At 58.1% G+C, this 17,110-nt stretch carries 11 protein-coding genes and 1 pseudogene; 1 reads left to right on the plus strand and 11 read right to left on the minus strand.

Features of this window, described 5'->3' with window-relative positions:
* From GKZ67_RS17740 to GKZ67_RS17780, 10 genes and pseudogenes are all read right to left on the minus strand, one after another.
* Positions 1 to 972, minus strand: coding sequence for a polyprenyl synthetase family protein (locus GKZ67_RS17740; protein WP_254244914.1), 972 nt, complete (start codon positions 970 to 972; stop codon positions 1 to 3).
* A 112-nt stretch (positions 973 to 1,084) separates the two neighbouring features.
* Positions 1,085 to 1,654 carry a S1 RNA-binding domain-containing protein gene (locus tag GKZ67_RS25325; RefSeq protein ID WP_410505087.1) on the minus strand — a complete coding sequence of 190 codons (570 nt, stop codon included), beginning with the start codon at positions 1,652 to 1,654 and terminating at the stop codon, positions 1,085 to 1,087.
* Between the two features lie 24 nt (positions 1,655 to 1,678).
* Positions 1,679 to 3,495: pseudogene (locus GKZ67_RS23860) on the minus strand (ribonuclease R family protein); the annotation flags it as partial.
* Positions 3,496 to 3,773: 278 nt separating this feature from the next.
* A complete protein-coding gene (locus GKZ67_RS17750; protein WP_173245006.1) occupies positions 3,774 to 5,573 on the minus strand; it encodes an ABC transporter ATP-binding protein in 1,800 nt (599 codons plus the stop codon).
* 28 nt (positions 5,574 to 5,601) lie between these two features.
* On the minus strand, positions 5,602 to 6,273 hold the full coding sequence (locus tag GKZ67_RS17755) for a lipoprotein signal peptidase (protein WP_254244917.1): 672 nt from the start codon (positions 6,271 to 6,273) through the stop codon (positions 5,602 to 5,604).
* A gap of 152 nt (positions 6,274 to 6,425) precedes the next feature.
* Entirely contained in the window at positions 6,426 to 9,905 is a 3,480-nt protein-coding gene (gene ileS, locus GKZ67_RS17760; protein ID WP_173245009.1) for an isoleucine--tRNA ligase, read from the minus strand.
* Positions 9,906 to 10,032: 127 nt separating this feature from the next.
* Positions 10,033 to 12,519, minus strand: a complete 2,487-nt coding sequence (locus GKZ67_RS17765; RefSeq protein WP_173245012.1) for an efflux RND transporter permease subunit — start codon at positions 12,517 to 12,519, stop codon at positions 10,033 to 10,035.
* A gap of 4 nt (positions 12,520 to 12,523) precedes the next feature.
* Positions 12,524 to 12,880, minus strand: coding sequence for a DUF5615 family PIN-like protein (locus GKZ67_RS17770; protein WP_173245015.1), 357 nt, complete (start codon positions 12,878 to 12,880; stop codon positions 12,524 to 12,526).
* Between the two features lie 65 nt (positions 12,881 to 12,945).
* A complete protein-coding gene (locus GKZ67_RS17775) occupies positions 12,946 to 13,194 on the minus strand; it encodes a DUF433 domain-containing protein (protein ID WP_151086677.1) in 249 nt (82 codons plus the stop codon).
* 55 nt (positions 13,195 to 13,249) lie between these two features.
* A complete protein-coding gene (locus GKZ67_RS17780) occupies positions 13,250 to 14,761 on the minus strand; it encodes a glycine--tRNA ligase (RefSeq protein ID WP_173245018.1) in 1,512 nt (503 codons plus the stop codon).
* Positions 14,762 to 14,960: 199 nt separating this feature from the next.
* Here GKZ67_RS17780 and GKZ67_RS17785 point away from each other — a divergent pair, with 199 nt between their 5' ends.
* Positions 14,961 to 16,364, plus strand: coding sequence for an inorganic phosphate transporter (locus GKZ67_RS17785; RefSeq protein ID WP_173245021.1), 1,404 nt, complete (start codon positions 14,961 to 14,963; stop codon positions 16,362 to 16,364).
* Positions 16,365 to 16,604: 240 nt separating this feature from the next.
* On the opposite strand, the gene GKZ67_RS17790 is transcribed toward GKZ67_RS17785, so the two are convergent.
* Entirely contained in the window at positions 16,605 to 17,096 is a 492-nt protein-coding gene (locus GKZ67_RS17790) for a hypothetical protein (RefSeq protein ID WP_254244918.1), read from the minus strand.
* Positions 17,097 to 17,110 lie beyond the last annotated feature (14 nt).

Raw genomic sequence — 17,110 nt, forward strand, 5'->3', positions numbered from 1 at the left:
TTAGCTTTCGCGGTCCATGAGCTGGAGCGCGAGATGATGAAGGGGCTGCTTACGCGCGGCGGGGGCCGCTACGCGCTCCAAATGCTGCAAAGCAGCCTGGAAGTAGTCGTTGATGAGGGCTTCGGTCTGAGGGCGGATTCCGAGCTCGTCGTAGATGCCGCGCACGGTGCGCACCTTGGCATCGGTATCGGCCAGGGGCTGCCCGAGGTAGCGCGCCAGCGTGGCTTGCTGAGCCCCGTTGGCCTGGGCCTGGGCCGTCAGCAGCAGAAAGGTTTTCTTATCAGAGATAATGTCGCCGCCCACGCGCTTGCCGAAGGTCGCGGCGTCGCCATACACATCGAGCAGGTCGTCGCGCAGCTGAAAAGCCAGGCCGATGTCGGTGCCGAACTGCCGCAGGTGCTCGGCATCTTCGGCCGCGGCACCGGCCAGCACAGCTCCCAGCTCCAGCGCGAAGCCCAGCAGCACGGCCGTTTTAAGCCGAATCATGTCGAGATACTGCGCAATGGTAATGCTGGTATCGGTCTCAAAGTTCATGTCCCACTGCTGGCCCTCGCACACCTCGGCGGCAGTTTGGGAAAAGCGGCGCAGCACCTGGGGCAGCAGCGGCAGCGGTACGTTTTCAAACAGCAGCTCGTAGGCGCGCACCAGCATCACATCGCCCGAGAGAATAGCCACGTTGGGGTTCCACTTCTCGTGTACAGTCGGCTGACCGCGCCGCAGCGGCGCCTGGTCCATGAGGTCGTCGTGAAGCAGCGTGAAGTTGTGAAAGACTTCGGTTGCCAGTGCCGGCTTCACGAGCGGCGCCAGGTCGTCGGTGAAAAGCTGACCGCCGAGCAGCGTGAGCAGGGGCCGCAGCCGCTTGCCGCCAAGGCTCATGATGTAGCGAATGGGGTCGTAGAGCGTGGCAGGCTGCTGGCCGTAATCGAGCTGACGCAGGGCTGTAGTCAGGAGAGAGGAGAGGTCGGGTTGCACGGGGCAAAGGTCGTTTATACATATTTGTCATAGCGAGCGCAGTAATCGCGCCTGAACGGCTCACATGGACTTCGTTCAGGCGCGATTGCCGCGCTCGCTATGACATATAAAACTATCGGCGGGGCCTGCTACCCTCACGGCCGCTGCCCTTGCCGCCTTTGTAACCACCGCCTTTGCTGTTGCCGTCGCGGTTGCGGGCGCCCCGGCCACCGCGGCCGGCTTCGCGCTCGGCGCGCTCGCGCTGCTTCACGCTTTCGGGCCGGTTATCGACCAGCTCCATATCGATGGTGCGGTCGAGCAGGTTGGCCGAAGTCACGATAACTTGCAGCTCGTCGCCGAACTGAATAATCCGCTTGGAGCCGCGGCCCACGATGCGGTAGTTCTCTTTATCTAGCTCCCAGGTATCGCCCGGAATATCGGAGATACGAATCATGCCCTCGCACTTATTGGCTTCAATCTCGACGTAGATGCCGCGCTCGGTAAGGCCCGATACCACGCCCTTGAACTGCTCGCCGATGTGCGTGCCGATGTACTCGACCTGCTTGTACTTGATGCTGGCGCGCTCGGCATTGGCGGCTAGCTTCTCACGGGCTGAGGAGTGCTTGCACTCTTCTTCCACGGGTTCGACGGCCACGTTCTTGCCGCCTTCCAGGTAGTGCTCGAGCAGGCGGTGGGCCATCATGTCGGGGTAGCGGCGGATGGGCGAGGTGAAGTGCGAGTAGTGTGCAAAGGCCAACCCGAAGTGCCCCAGCGGCTCGGTAGTGTAAATGGCCTTCGACATGGAGCGAATGGCCAGGCCCTGAATTACGTTTTGTTCGGGCTTACCTACCACGTCTTCGCTGAGCTTATTGAGCTCGGTACTGATTTTTTTGGGGTTGGCCAGGTTGAGCTTGTAGCCAAACTTCTGGGCGAAGAGCGAGAAGTTTTCGAGGCGGTCGGGGTCGGGCGCGTCGTGGGTGCGGTACACCATGGTGAAGCGCGGCTTGGTTTTCTTGAGACCAAACACGAACTCGGCCACGCGCTTGTTGGCGAGCAGCATAAACTCCTCGATAAGCTTGTGCGCGTCCTTGCGCTCCTTCACGTACACGCCGAGGGCTTGCCATCGGGACCCAGCTTGAACTTCACTTCCTGGGTTTCGAAGCTGATGGCGCCCTTGCGGAAGCGCTCGGCCGAAAGCTTTTTAGCCAGCCGGTTGAGCAGGTTGATTTCTTCAGCATAATCGCCCTCGCCGGTTTCGATGCGCTCCTGGGCTTCCTCGTAGCTGAAGCGGCGGTCGGAGTGAATGACGGTTTTGCCAAACCACGACTCGTGCAGCTTGCCCTTCTCGTCAATCTCAAACACGGCCGAGAAGGTCAGCTTGTCCTCGTTGGGCCGCAGCGAGCAAAGGCCATTCGAAAGGTTTTCAGGCAGCATCGGAATCACGCGGTCTACTAGGTACACCGAGGTAGCGCGGCTCTTGCCTTCGCGCTCCAGCTCCGTACCCAACCGTACGTAATGCGTCACATCGGCAATATGGACGCCCACTTCGTAGTGCCCGTTTTCGAGCGTGCGCAGGCTTAGGGCATCGTCAAAGTCCTTGGCGTCGGCCGGGTCAATGGTAAAGGTGGTAATAGCGCGGAAGTCGCGCCGCCGGGCAATTTCTTCCTGCGTCACTTCGGTCGGAATAGCATCAGCTTCCTCTTCTACCGCCGCTGGGAACTCGAAGGGCAGGCCAAACTCGGCCATGATGGCGTTTATCTCAGCCTCGTTCTGGCCGGCCGCGCCGAAGTTGCGAATGATAGTGCCGACCGGGTTACGGCCCTGCCCCTCGTGCTCCGGAAACTCGGTGATGCGCACCAGCACCTTATCGCCGTTGCGCGAGTCGTGCAGCTCCTGGGGCGGCACCATCACGTCGAAATACGCCTTGCGGCTATCGGGCTTCACGAAGCCAATGGAGCCCTGCACTTGCAGGCGGCCTACCACTTCGGAGCGCTGGCGCTTGAGCACTTCTACTACATCGCCGGTGAGGCGGCCGTCGCGCATGCCCCGCAGGCGCACCCGTACCAGGTCGCCATCCAAGGCGTAGCGCAGCTGGTCGGTAAATACCCGAATGTCGTCGCCCTGCCCATCCTCGCGCACCACAAAGGCAAAGCGCGGGGTAGCCAGCGAGACCGTGCCAATAACAGTATTGCTATCGCGCACCGGGCGCCGGTCGGGGCCATCGCCGGGATGGTCGAAGCCGGCCGAGCGGCGGCGGTGAATAATAGGGTCCTGCCCAAACTCATCGTCGGGCACTACGGCGGCAACTGGTACTTTTTTAGCCGGTTTCCGGCCCTTAGCAGCGCTGGCGGCTACTTGCAGGTCAGTTGGGTTGGCCAGGCGGTATTCGTCGTTCTGAAGCAGCTCCAGGCGGCCGGTTTTGCGCAGGGTTTTGAGATGAGCAAACAGCTCTTCGCGCTGGTCTTTGGTAGTAATGCCGAGGCGGCGCGAAAGCTGGCGGTAAGCCAGCACCTTGCCGGGGTTATCGGCAAACTGCCGGTACACAATTTCCTGGCTGATGCTGGCCGGAGCGGCGGGAGCGGCCTTCGCGCGAGCGGCGCGGGGGCAGCGGGGTCTTGGGGTTTTTCATGGGGTAAAAAAGACGGCCGCCGGACAGCTTGGGGTAAGATTGACGAAGGCGACGCGTGGGTAAATGTAAAAGCGGGACTTAATCTCCGCTCACCGTATGAACGGCGATAGATAAAGGATGTTCGCAGGGTCTGGAAGACGAGCTTAAACCAGACTGTGCAGCGCAAACGGCCAGACAGAAATAAGCCCCGCCACTACCCGACCCGCGCCGCGATGAGCGCCGGGTCGTCGCTCGGAATTGCGGCCAGCAGCTGCTGCGTGTATGCGTGCTGCGGCCGGTCGTACACCTCGGCAGCGGGGCCGCTCTCCACAATTTTGCCCTGGCTCATCACCAGCAGCCGGTCGCTCATAAACCGGGCCACCGACAAGTCGTGGGTAATGAAGAGATAGGTAATGCTCAGCTCGCGCTTGAGGTCGTTGAGCAGGTTGAGCACCTGCGCCTGTACCGACACATCGAGGGCCGACACCGACTCATCGCACACAATGAGCTTGGGCCGCAGCGCCAGCGCCCGCGCAATGCAGATGCGCTGCCGCTGCCCGCCGCTGAACTCGTGCGGGTAGCGCTGCTCGGCATCGTCGCTGAGGCCCACCGTGCGCAGCAGCTCCCGCACCCGCGCCTTTTGCGCGGCTCGGCTGCCGCCTACCCCATGCACGCGCAGCGGCTCCAGAATGGCTTCGCCCACCGTGAGCATGGGGTTCAGGGCCGCGTACGGGTCCTGAAACACGAGCTGAAACTCGCGCCGACGGCGGCGCAGTTCGCCAGCCGGCAGGCGCGCCAGGTCAGTGCCTTCAAACAGAATGCGGCCCGAGGTTGGTTCCGTAAGACGTAGTAAGGCCCGGCCGAGCGTGGTTTTGCCGCAGCCCGACTCGCCCACGAGGCCCACCGTTTCGCCCGGATAGATGGTAAAGCTGACGTCGTCAACGGCCCGGACAAACTCGGTAGTGCGCGAAAAAAAACCTTTGCGCACGGGAAAATACACGCGCAGGTTTTCGACTTGCAGAAGCGGTGCGGCGACCGTGGAACATAGTTTTTGTTCCACGGGGAACGCTTTGGCAGTGTCAGAATTGGTTTGTAAATGGGAGAAATCAGTTTGCAGGGCCTCTGCTTCCACCCCACCCGCCTTGGCTACCAAGTTACCCACCGAGTCAAGCGACATAAAATCAGCCACTACTGGCAGCCGAGTCTTGCCAATCGAGAGGCGGGGCCGACAGGCCAGCAGGCCCCGCGTGTACGGATGCTGGGGCTTGGTAAAGATGTCGAGCACTGTTCCCTGCTCCACTACCCGGCCACGGTACATCACCAGAATGCGGTCGGCAATCTCAGCTACCACGCCCAGGTCGTGGGTGATAAAGAGCACCGCCGTGCCGTGCTCGCGGCGCAGGTCGCGGATGAGCTGCAGGATGCGCGCCTGCACCGTCACGTCGAGCGCCGTGGTTGGCTCATCGGCAATGAGCAGCGCCGGGCGGCAGGCCATGGCCATGGCAATCATCACGCGCTGCTTCTGGCCCCCACTTATTTCGTGCGGGTAGGCTTTAAAAATCTGAGCCGGACGCGGCAGCTGCGCCTCGGTAAACAGTTCAATGGTGCGGGCTTCGGCCTCCTTCCTGCTCAGTGAAGTATGCAAAAGCAGGGCCTCCACCACCTGGTAGCCGCAGGTCAGCACGGGATTCAGGGAAGTCATGGGCTCCTGAAAAATCATGCTGATGTCGTTGCCCCGCACCTGCTGCAGCTGCGCTTCGCTGAGCTGCAGCAGGTCAACTTCGCCCAGTTTTTCCGATTCAAACCGGGCGCTGCCCTTTTCGATATGCGCGGCCGGCTTTTGCAGCAGGCCCAGCAGCGCCAGCGAGGTTACCGACTTGCCCGAGCCCGACTCGCCCACAATCGCTACCACCTCTCCCCTATTCACCTCAAACGACACGCCTGCCACGGCGCGGGTACTGCCGCGCTGCGAGTGAAAGTCGATGGTGAGGTCCTGAACGAAGAGGAGCGGCATTTATTGTACTTTTACTATATAAAATATATTATATTATACCCGAATTATCGGCCGGGGCGACTACGGCGTTCTGCGCCTGCGTTTGCTTAAAAAAACGACCTTGCAGCAGCAAAATCAACGCCACGCCGATAAAAATGGAAGAATCAGCCAAATTGAATATAGGCCAGAGCGACACGTACTTCCCTCCTACCAGCGGCCAGGCCGCGGGCAGAAAGCCTTCGTAGATATCGACATAAATCATATCGATAACCTGCCCAAAAAACCAGGGCGTGGGCGAGCCAAAAGGCGCATTGTGGTAAATGACGCCGTAGAAAACCGAGTCGACTACATTGCCCACGGCCCCGCCCAGAATGAGCGCCATGCAGGCAATAAACCCCGCCGCCGCCCGATGCCGCCACAAATACACGATATAATAGCTGATGCCACCGGCCGCCAGCAGGCGAAAAGCCGTGAGCACCAGCTTGCCATAAGGCGGTGGTAGCAGTTCCACACCGAAAGCCATACCGGGGTTAAGCGTATAGTGTAGCTTAAACCAGTGGCCGATAAGTGAAATCTCACCCGCCAAGCCCGGTTGCATATGCTTATGCACCAGATATTTAGAAAACTGGTCGAGGCCAATAACCAGCAACGCCAGCAGGAAAAAAGGCAAAACGCTGCCCCGTCGCGCCGGGTAGTGCGAGGGCTGATAAGAGGAATCCACGGATAAGTCGGTCGGCACAGGTGAAACTCAGATTGCTTTGTACTGTTTTATACCGAATTAGAAGGTTTCAAAACCTTTAAAAGCGGCGAAAAATTGGCTTTGTACGAAAGAAAACCCGGCCGTATCTTTCGATGCAGCCGGGCCTCTCACATTCAGGTAGTTACTACGGTTACTTTGGCGGGCACCGAGAAATCATCAAACTCCAGCACCGCGCCGCCAGCGACTTCCGGTACGAATTCCAGGCGCTGGGCCTGCACTTCCTCGCGGATGTAGTCGCCAAACGAGGCTACCGCCGCTTGCATCTCGGCGGGTGCCGTGGCGGCCAATGTAACATTGATGCGGTCCTGCACTTCCAGGCCCGAGTCTTTGCGCAGGTTCTGGAGGCGGTTGACCAGCTCGCGGGCCAGGCCTTCCTGACGCAATTCATCGGTAAGGGTCACATCGAGGGCCACGGTAAGCGGGCCATCGGTAGCCACGAGCCAGCCGGGCAGGTCCTGGGTGCGAATTTCAACCTCGTCGAGGTGCAGCGTCAGGGGTTCGCCTTCTACTTCTACGGCTAGCTCGCCCTGCTTTTCGAGCTGGCTCAGCTCGTCGCTGCTCAGAGTTTGGATACGGGCGCCCACAGCTTTCAGGCGCGGGCCATATACCTGGCCAAGGCGCTTGAAATTGGGCTTCACCGACTTTACCAGCACGCCGCTGGTGTCATCCAGAAACTCGATGTGCTTCACGTTCACCTCGGCGCAAATCAGGTCTTCCACCTTGCCAACCTGCTCCTTGGTCGTGTCGTTGAGCACCGGCACCAGGATGCGCTGCAAAGGCTGACGCACCTTCAGCACCGACTTTTTACGCAGCGAGTGCGTAAGCGAGCTAATGCGCTGGGCCAGCTCCATACGCTCTTCCAAGGCCTTGTCGATGAGCGAGGTATCAGCCTGGGCCAGGTAGGTCAGGTGCACCGATTCGGCGGTAGGCTGGTCTTTGGTCAGGTTGCCGTAGAGCCAGTCGGCAAAGAAGGGCGCGATGGGCGCCATGAGCTGCGCCACGGTGCTCAGGCACTCGTGCAGTGTTTCGTAAGCGGCTTGCTTATCGGTGGTTAGCTCGCCTTTCCAGAAGCGGCGGCGCGACAGGCGCACGTACCAGTTGGAGAGCTGGTCGGTCACGAAATCCTGGATGGCGCGGGCGGCTTTCGTGGGGTCGTAGCTGTCGTAGTGGCCGCGCACTTCGGCCAGCAGACTCTGCAATTTGCTTAGTATCCAGCGGTCCAGTTCCGTCCGCTCGGCTACGGGCACGCTCGGCGCGCTGCCCAGGCGGAAGCTGTCGAGGTTGGCATAAAGGGCGAAGAAGGAGTACGTATTGAAGAGCGTGCCGAAGAAGCGGCGCTGCACCTCCGTGATGCCGGCCGGGTCAAACTTGAGGTTGTCCCACGGTGGCGCGTTGGCAATCATATACCAGCGGGTAGCGTCGGGGCCGTACTGCGCGATGGTGGCAAACGGGTCCACGGCATTGCCGAGGCGCTTGCTCATCTTGTTGCCGCTCTTGTCGAGCACCAGGCCGTTGGCAATCACGTTTTTGAAGGCCACCGAGTCTTCCAGCATCACGGCCAGCGCGTGCAGGGTGAAGAACCAGCCGCGCGTCTGGTCCACGCCTTCGGCGATGAAGTCGGCGGGGAAATTCTTCTCGAAAATGGCTTTGTTTTCAATCGGATAGTGCCACTGCGCATACGGCACGGCACCCGAGTCAAACCACACGTCGATGAGGTCGGGCTCACGGTACATGGGCTGGCCGCTAGGCGACACCAGGAAAATATCGTCCACGTAAGGGCGGTGCAAATCCACCTTTTCGCCGTTGGCGTAAGGGTTATGGGTCATGACTTCGGCCGCTACGGCCTTGTCAATCTCCGCCTTTAGCTCGGCAATCGAGCCGATGCAGATTTCCTCGGTGCGGTCCTGGGTGCGCCAGATGGGCAGCGGCGTGCCCCAGTAGCGCGAGCGGCTGAGGTTCCAGTCTACCAGGTTTTCGAGCCAGTTGCCGAAGCGGCCGGTGCCGGTGCTTTCGGGCTTCCAGTTGATGGTTTTATTCAGCTCGATGAGCCGGTCTTTCACCGCCGTGGTCTTGATAAACCACGAGTCGAGCGGGTAGTACAGCACCGGCTTGTCGGTGCGCCAGCAGTGCGGGTAGGTGTGCTCGTACTTCTCGGTTTTAAAGGCCGTGCCGTTGGTCCGCATCCGAATGGCGATGCTCTCATCCAGCGTTTTATAGTCGGCGCCGCTCTGGTCGTGGCCGTCGTAATTCTTCACCCAGCGGCCGCCAAACTCGCCCATCTGGGCCACATAGCGGCCCGTGCGGTCCACTATGGGCCCAAGCTTGCCCTGGTCGTCGGCCACCATCAGCGCGGGGATGCCGTTGAGCTGCGCTACCCGGAAGTCGTCCGCGCCAAATGTGGGCGAAATGTGCACGATGCCCGTGCCGTCCTCCGTCGTCACAAAGTCGCCGGGAATTACGCGGAAGGCGCTTTCCTCGCCTTCAAAATGAGGGAAACCGGCTTCGATATTGAATAAGCGCTCGTAATGGATGCCAACTAAGTCGGCGCCGGTAAATTCACCATAAATCTGCCACCAGAGAATTTTACCCTTATTATCAACCAGCGGCGTGAACTCACTTGCACCACTGTAATTGATGCTAGTACCACCTATCCCATGTTGGTTTAGATAATTGGGCGTATTTACGATTTCAAACTCACTGGGAGATTTATCCGTTGCGAAATACTTACTAAATAAGTCTTTGGCTAGGATTACGCAGCAGTCCTGTTTGGTATAAGGGTTCGCGGTTCTAACCAGTAAGTAGCGGATATTTTTTCCTACGGCTAGCCCTGTATTGGCCGGTAAAGTCCAAGGCGTAGTAGTCCAAGCAAGGAAATAAATGTCGCTGGAATCCAGCGTGCGAGTTACATCAAGCTGGTCAAATAGCTTCTTTGAGTTCTCATCTTCAACCACCTTAAACTGCGCCACCACGGTCGTGTCCTTCACGTCCTTGTACGTGCCGGGCTGGTTCAGCTCGTGTGAGCTAAGGCCGGTGCCGGCGGCCGGCGAGTAGGGCTGAATGGTATAGCCTTTGTAGAGCAAGCCCTTGTCGTAGAGCTTCCTGAGCAAGGCCCAGCAGCTCTCGATGTACTCGGGCTCGAAGGTAATATAGGGGTCGTCGAGGTCCACCCAATAACCCATTTGCTGAGTCAGCTCATCCCACTGGGCCTTGAAGCGCATCACGGTTTCGCGACAGCGCTGGTTATACTCTTCGACGCTGATTTTGTGGCCGATATCCTCCTTCGTGATGCCCAGCTCCTTCTCCACCTGCAGCTCGATGGGCAGGCCGTGGGTGTCCCAGCCGCCCTTGCGGGGAACCTGCTTGCCGAGCTGCGTCTGGTAGCGGCAGAAGATATCCTTCACCGCCCGCGCCATCACGTGGTGAATGCCGGGCTGGCCGTTGGCCGAGGGCGGGCCCTCGTAAAACACGAAGGTGGGCTGGCCCTCGCGGCTGCTCACGCTCTTCTCAAAAATGCCGTTGGCTTCCCAATAGGCCCGCACGTCGGTGGCGAGCTTGGCGTAGTCGAGCGGCTGCTTGTATTCGGGGTAAGTCATTTTTACTTCTCTAAACGTCCGTCATGCTGAGCTTGTCGAAGCATCTCTACCAAACATCCTTAACGGTGTGGTAGAGATGCTTCGGCAAGCTCAGCATGACGTTCTTTTCGCTTTAATTTAGGTAGTTCTAAGTCGTTTTAACCTTGGCCCGCTCCACGCTCAGGCGTTGCAGATTCTGGTCCATGTCGTCGTCTTCCTCGTGGTAGTTATCGTCGTAGTGGCGAATGGGGGCGTTGTCCGGGATTTTCTCGTCCTTGCCGTGCTCAAAGGTCACGAGCAGCGCGGGAAGCAGCACGAGGTTGGAGAAATTAGTTATCAGCAGCGACGCTCCCATGAGCACGCCCAGCGCCTTGGTACCGCCAAACTCGCTGAAGGCGAAGATGCTAAAGCCGATAAAAAGCACAATACTGGTGTATATCATGCTGGTGCCCGCCTCGCTCAGTGTGTTGGTAATGGCATCGGTAACCGTGCGGCCGGCCATGGCCATCTCCTGCCGGAACTTGGCCAGCAGGTGAATGGAGTTGTCGCCATCAATACCCAGCGCAATCACAAAAATGAGGGCCGTGCTGGGCTTGAGCGCAATGCCGAAATACCCCATAATGCCGGCCGTGAGGGCCAGGGTAAACAGGTTGGGCGTGAGGGCATAAAAGATGGTACGAAACGAGCGGAACAGCAGCAGTACCACCACCGCTACCAGCCCGAAGGCCCACATCAGGCTTTCGCGCAGCGTGCCGATAACGTACTCATTGCCTTTGGTAAAGATGACCGTGGTGCCGGTGCGCGTCACTTTCATGCCCGAATTGGCGAAGATGCGCTTCATGGCCGGCTCAATGCGGCGCATAATCAGCGTATCGAGCTTGTGCGAGCCAATGTCGGCTATTTTGAGGCTGATACGGGCTTTTTGCGAGTTCTTATCGACGAAGCTGTTGAGCAGCTTGTTCATCGAGCTGCCGGCCGTGCCCTGGGCGGCCGTGGTTTTGGTCGAGTCGGGGCTGGCTTTGGTCGTACTACCCTGGGAATTAGCCAGGTAGCTCAGAATAAAGTTTTTATCGTCGTTATTAGGCAGGCGATAAAACTCGGGCTGGCCGTTGTAGAACGCCTGGGTCGCGGCCTTGATAAACGTGACCATGCTAATGGGCGGCGAAAGCTCGGGCTGGGTGCGCAGAAAGCGCTCGAACTGGTCGATTTTCTGCAAGTTGGGCAGCTTGAGCAGGCCCTTGGGCTTACCGGTATCTACCACAAACTCGAGCGGCATTACGCCGCTGAAGTGGGCCTGAAAGAAGTCCAGGTCGGTATTGACCGAACTGGATTTGGGCAGGTCATCCACCATAAACGACACGGCCTCAATCTTGCGAATACCTACGCCCGCAATAACGAGCAAACCCAGCGCCGCCAGGTAAATGGTGCCGCGCTTGTGCAGCACAATGTGGTCGAGGAAGTGGACAATGCCCAGCAGGGGCTTCGAGTCGAGGTGTTCGAGCTGCTTTTCGGTGGGAGGCGGCAGGTAGGTAAACACCGCCGGAATCATAATAAAGCTGATAATGAAGGCGATGAAGATGTTAATTGTCGCCACCATGCCAAACTGGTAGAGAATGGCAATATCGGTAAAAGTGAATACTACGAAGCCGATGGCCGTGGTCGTATTATTCATGAGCGTGATAAGCCCGATTTTGCGGATAACCCGCGTCATGGCCAGTATCTGGTTGCCCGATTTGCGGTAGTCGTAGTGGTAGCGCGAGAGCAGGTACGTGCAGTTGGGCACCCCAATCACCACCAGAATACTCGGGATGAGACCCGTGAGCAGGTTTATCTTATATCCTAAAAGCACTATACTTCCCACGCAGCAAATCATCACGATGACAACTACCAGCAGCGGAAAAACCACGGCCGACCACGTTCTGAAGAACAGAAACAGCGTGATACCCATCACGATAACTACCAGCATGGCGAAGAACTTCATCTCGCCGGCTACCTTGCTGGTCATCGTGGAGCGCACGTAGGGCAGGCCGGCGTAGTGCATTTTGATGCCCGTTGCCTTCTCAAACCGCTCGGCGTGGCCCAGGATGTGGTTCATCACTGCCTGCCGGCGGTTGGAGTTCAGGTACTTGGGGTCGAGCGTGACGGCCAGCAGCGTGGCGCCGGTGCGCGGGGCAATAATCTGCCCTTTATAAAACTCGATGCTGTTGACCACCCGCATCAACGAGTCTAGCTCGTGCTGCGAGCGCGGGGCCGCCTTGAAGATGGGCGTGGTCACGAATTTCGAATTGACCGTATCCTTTTCAATCTGGATAAGGCGCGTGATGCCGAGCACGCCGCTCACGCCTTCCACTTTGGCCAGCGTATCGGTGAGCTGGTGCAGCTGGTTGAACTTGGCCAGCTGGTACACCGAGCTATCCTGCATTCCGAGCACGAGAATGTTGCCATCCTCGCCGAAGGTCTTTTTGAACTGCTGGAAGTACACCATGTCGGGGTCCTTCGGGCTCACCACCTGGGCAAAGTCGTAGGTCATCTCCACGTCTTTGGCAAACCAGGCCATCGTGACGGTAAACACAGCAATCAGGCCCAGCAGCCACTGCCGGTACTTGATGATAAAGAGGGCGATATGTCCCCACATAAGCTTAGAAGATTAGCGAAGCAGATTCAACTACTTCAATGCAGTCGGGAAAGATGCGTACCAAGCGGCAGTCAGGCTGCCTGCTAGCATCGCGGGCGGCGGCCCACCAGTGTTGCAAAATGCTCCACATTTCTTGGCGTGAGGCCCGACCCACACACAAAATGATTACAACCGGCGGCCCACTGCCTAAAGCCAGTTTCTCAAAATCGCCGTCCTTGGTTACGATGGTTAAGTTATGTGCATGAGCATAGTTCCACACTAAGCTGTCGTGCCATTCATCATCAGGCAGAAAGATACAGGATTCGTTATGCCAGAAGCGCAACCGCTTGGGCAGATTAGCATCAATCAGAAATTCAGGCATTTATCTGTTATTTACAACCTGTACGCCTTCTTTGCCGAGCCCGTTACTGCACCCGCAAGAAGAATTCAAGCCGCAGCTGGCAAATAGACGCGATGGTGTAAAGCTTCAAGAGCAGTTTTCAAAGCAAAATGCTGACATGCCTCAATATCTGCCAGTTCCAGAAAATCATAGTCCTCTAGTATCTCCTCCGGCTTATCACCAGCCGCCAGAAACTCCAACACAGTCTGCACTGTAAGGCGCTTGCCTCGAATGGTCGGCTTACCCCCGCACAAGTCGGGGTGAACGGTAATACGGTCGTGAATGTAGCGCAGCATAATGAGAAACAGCTAAGAATGAAGCGTAACGTAGCTCAGGGGCAGAAGGTGCACCCTACAGCTTGGCAAACACCGTCTTGAAACTCACGGCGTCCCCAATGTAGCTCCGCAGCGCGCTGATGGGCATCCGGGTTTGCGCGCGGGTGTCGCGGTGGCGCACCGTCACGGTATCGTCTTCCAGGGTCTGGCCATCGACTACAATACAAAACGGCGTCCCGATTAGGTCCTGACGCGTGTAGCGCTTGCCAATGGCATCCTTGTCCTCAATTACCAGGCGGAAGTCGAAGCGCAGGTCGTCGAAAATCTGCTGGGCTTTTTCGGGCATGCCGTCCTTGCGCACCAGCGGGAAGATGGCCGCCTTGATGGGCGCCACGGCCGGGTGCAGCTTCAGTACGGTGCGCTGCTTGGTAGTTTGGGCGTCGCCCTCGCCTTCCGTGATGGTTTCTTCCTGAAACGCCTGGCAGAGCGTGGCCAGAAACAGGCGGTCGGCTCCCACCGAGGTTTCGACCACGTAGGGCACGTAGTTGCCGTAGGGCTTGCCGGTGGCGGGGTCAAGGTCATTGTCGAAATACTGCTGCTTTTTGCGACTCAGGTTCTGGTGTTGGGTCAGGTCGAAGTCGGAGCGCGAGTGAATACCCTCGATCTCCTTGAAGCCGAAGGGAAACTCGTACTCAATGTCCACGGCGGCCTTGGCGTAGTGGGCCAGCTTGTCGTGGTCGTGGAAGCGCAGCTTCTCGGCCGGCAGGCCGATGGCCTCGTGAAAGCGCCGGCGGGCGGCCTTCCAGGTGTCGTACCACTCCCCTTCCGTGCCGGGGCGCACGAAGAACTGCATTTCCATCTGCTCGAACTCGCGCATGCGGAAAATGAACTGCCGGGCCACAATCTCGTTGCGGAAGGCCTTGCCGATTTGCGCAATGCCGAACGGAATTTTCATCCGGGCCGACTTCTGCACGTTCAGGAAGTTGACAAAAATCCCCTGGGCCGTTTCGGGGCGCAGGTACACGGGCGGTGCCTCCGAGTCGACGGCCGAGCCCTGGGTCGAGAACATCAGGTTGAACTGGCGCACCTCCGTCCACTTGCCGGTGCCGGAAACGGGGCACAGAATCTTCTCATCGATGATGAGCTGGCGCACGCCGGCCAGGTCATTGGCGGTCAGCAGGCGGCCCATCTCGGCGGTGAGGGCGGCGCCGCGCGCGGGGTCGCCAGCGTTTTCGTACTCAGCGGCCTTCTCTTCGAGCAGTACATCGGCGCGGTAGCGCTTCTTGCTGTCGAGGTTGTCGATGAGCGGGTCGTTGAAGCCCGCTACGTGGCCGCTGGCCTCCCAGGTTTGCGGAGCCATGAAGATGGCGGCGTCGAGGCCCACCACGTTGCCGTGGAGCTGGGTCATGGCTTCCCACCACAGGCGCTTGAGGTTGTTTTTCAGCTCCACGCCATTGGGGCCGTAGTCGTACACGGCAGCCAGGCCGTCATAGATTTCCGAAGACTGGAATACGAAGCCGTATTCTTTGGCGTGGGCCACAATATCTTTTAGCTGGGTGCTTTCTGCGGGCGAAGTGGGCTTACTCATAAGCAGCAAAGGTAGACCACGGATTAGCACGGATTTAATCGGATTGCCCGGATTTGTAAGGGGCTGAACCGGGGACACTCACTAAATTCGGTACAAGCCCATTAAATATATGTAAATCCCTGGTCATAATTCGGTAACATACCAGTAGCTTCACCGGGGGCTAATTTTGCGGGCCGGCACCCCACCCCGGCCTCCCTGTATGTTCGGACTTGAACCCCATGTATTGCTGCTGCTAGCCATTTGTTTGCTAGCAGCTTGCGCATTTGAATTTGTGAATGGCTTTCACGACACGGCGAATGCCGTGGCCACCGTCATCTATACCAATACACTGCGGCCCTGGGTGGCGGTAGTATGGTCGGCTTTCTGGAACTTCATCGGGGTTTTTGCCGGCGGTATCGGCGTCGCGATGGGCATCGTGTACCTGCTGCCCGTCGAAAGCCTGGTCGACCAAAATGTGTACCACGGCATTGCGATGGTTGGCGCGCTCATCGTGGCGGCTATTATCTGGAATGTGGGCACCTGGTACTACGGTATTCCGTCGTCGAGCTCGCACGCGCTCATCGGCTCCATTCTCGGGGTAGGTATAGCGTTTTCGCTATTACCGGGCGGCAAGGGCGCGGCCGTCAACTGGAGCAAGGCCGGCGAGAGCGGCCTCGCACTGCTGCTCAGCCCCATTCTGGGCTTTAGCTTCACCATTCTGATGATGTTTTTGCTCAAGCGCTTCTCGCCCAGCAAAGCCCTTTTTAAGGAGCCCCACAAGCGCAAGCCGCCGCCGCTTTTCATTCGCCTCACGCTCATTACTACCTGCACGCTGGTAAGCTTTTTTCACGGCTCCAACGACGGGCAGAAGGGCGTAGGACTTATCATGCTGATTCTCATTGGCATCGTGCCTATTCATTTTGCACTCGACAACTCGAAGAACCCGCTCGACCTGCGCGACTCGCTTGGCAAAGTCGAATATGTTATCAACCGCATGAATGCCAGTGAGCTAACCACCACTGACCAGAATCTTCTCACGGAAGTACGTGCCCAAACGGCCGACCTCGACCGAGTATTTGCCGGCAAGAATAAGGTGGAAGACCTGCCCACCAACTCGCGCTTCGAGATTCGGCGCGACATCTTGCTGCTGGCCAACCGTGGCAAAAAACTCCTCGGCTCCGAGCATATCAGCCTCAGTACTGCCGACCGCAACACGTACGAAGATGCCATAAAGAGCATGAAAACCTTTACCGACTACGCGCCCTGGCAGGTGCTGCTCATGGTATCGCTTTCGTTGGCTTGCGGCACCATGATTGGCTGGCAGCGCATCGTTAAAACTATTGGCGAGCGCATTGGCAAAGAGCATTTGACTTATGCGCAGGGAGCCAGCTCCGAGCTGGTGGCCGCCGCGATGATTGGGGTAAGCACGCAGTTTGGCCTGCCTACTTCGACTACCCACGTGCTGACCTCCTCTATCGCCGGCTCGATGGTGGCCAGTCGCGGCGTTAAAAACATCAATCCCCAGATGATACGCAGTATTGCCCTGGCCTGGGTACTTACTCTACCCGTGACGATGGTGTTGGCAGGAGGTTTGTTCCTGCTTTTTCGCGCTATCAGCGGGTAAGTAGTACGCCTGCTGCGGCCCTGGTCCATGCTACTCAAGTAAAAAGCCAACCCGGTTAGGGTTGGCTTTTTTTGCTAGTCAGATTGGCTATTACCACTTTTGGTAACCTGGGAATAATCCCACGTTCACCGAGTTATCCACTTATCAACACTTAAAAAGGGCTTTTTTGTGGATAACTATCAGCTTGACCGGGCTGATACTGGATAATGCGGGGAACTTTCAGGCTTTCGGGCGGAAAGCCTACTTCGGCCATTGCACCTCCAAATCGTCGTTGATGAAGACGCCAAAGTTGACAAACTGCAGCTGGCCCTCTTCGAAGTACATATCAATCATCGATTTTTCGTAGGAGAGCCGAACCTCACCGCCTTCCATGGTTTCGATTTCGGGCGATGCCTGGCCGTTGCGCTGCATGAGAGCCTTAATCTGGTCGAGCGGCCGGCCGTGAATAGCCTCGCCAAACAAGCAAAGGTTGGGGTTATCCGTCTCGATGCAGCTCAGGCGGAAGTCGTCCTCGCGGTCGAAGTAAAGGGAAAGCAGGTGGTCGTCTTCGTAGTAGTTCCAGGCCTGGTGCTCAAATTCGTCTTCGTCTTCCGACTCATCGATTTCCTCAGGCTCGCCCACCAGGGTCCGTACTTCGTCCATGGTAGTGCCGAAGCGCAAGGGGCCCATGCCGGTGCCCAGGATAATTTCGTTTTCCTCGATGCTGCTGGGAGTGGTGCTAGGGGTGCTCATGCGGATAGAATGTT

Origin of the sequence: Hymenobacter sp. BRD67 (assembly GCF_013256425.1) — a bacterium.
Taxonomy (GTDB): Bacteria; Bacteroidota; Bacteroidia; order Cytophagales; family Hymenobacteraceae; genus Hymenobacter.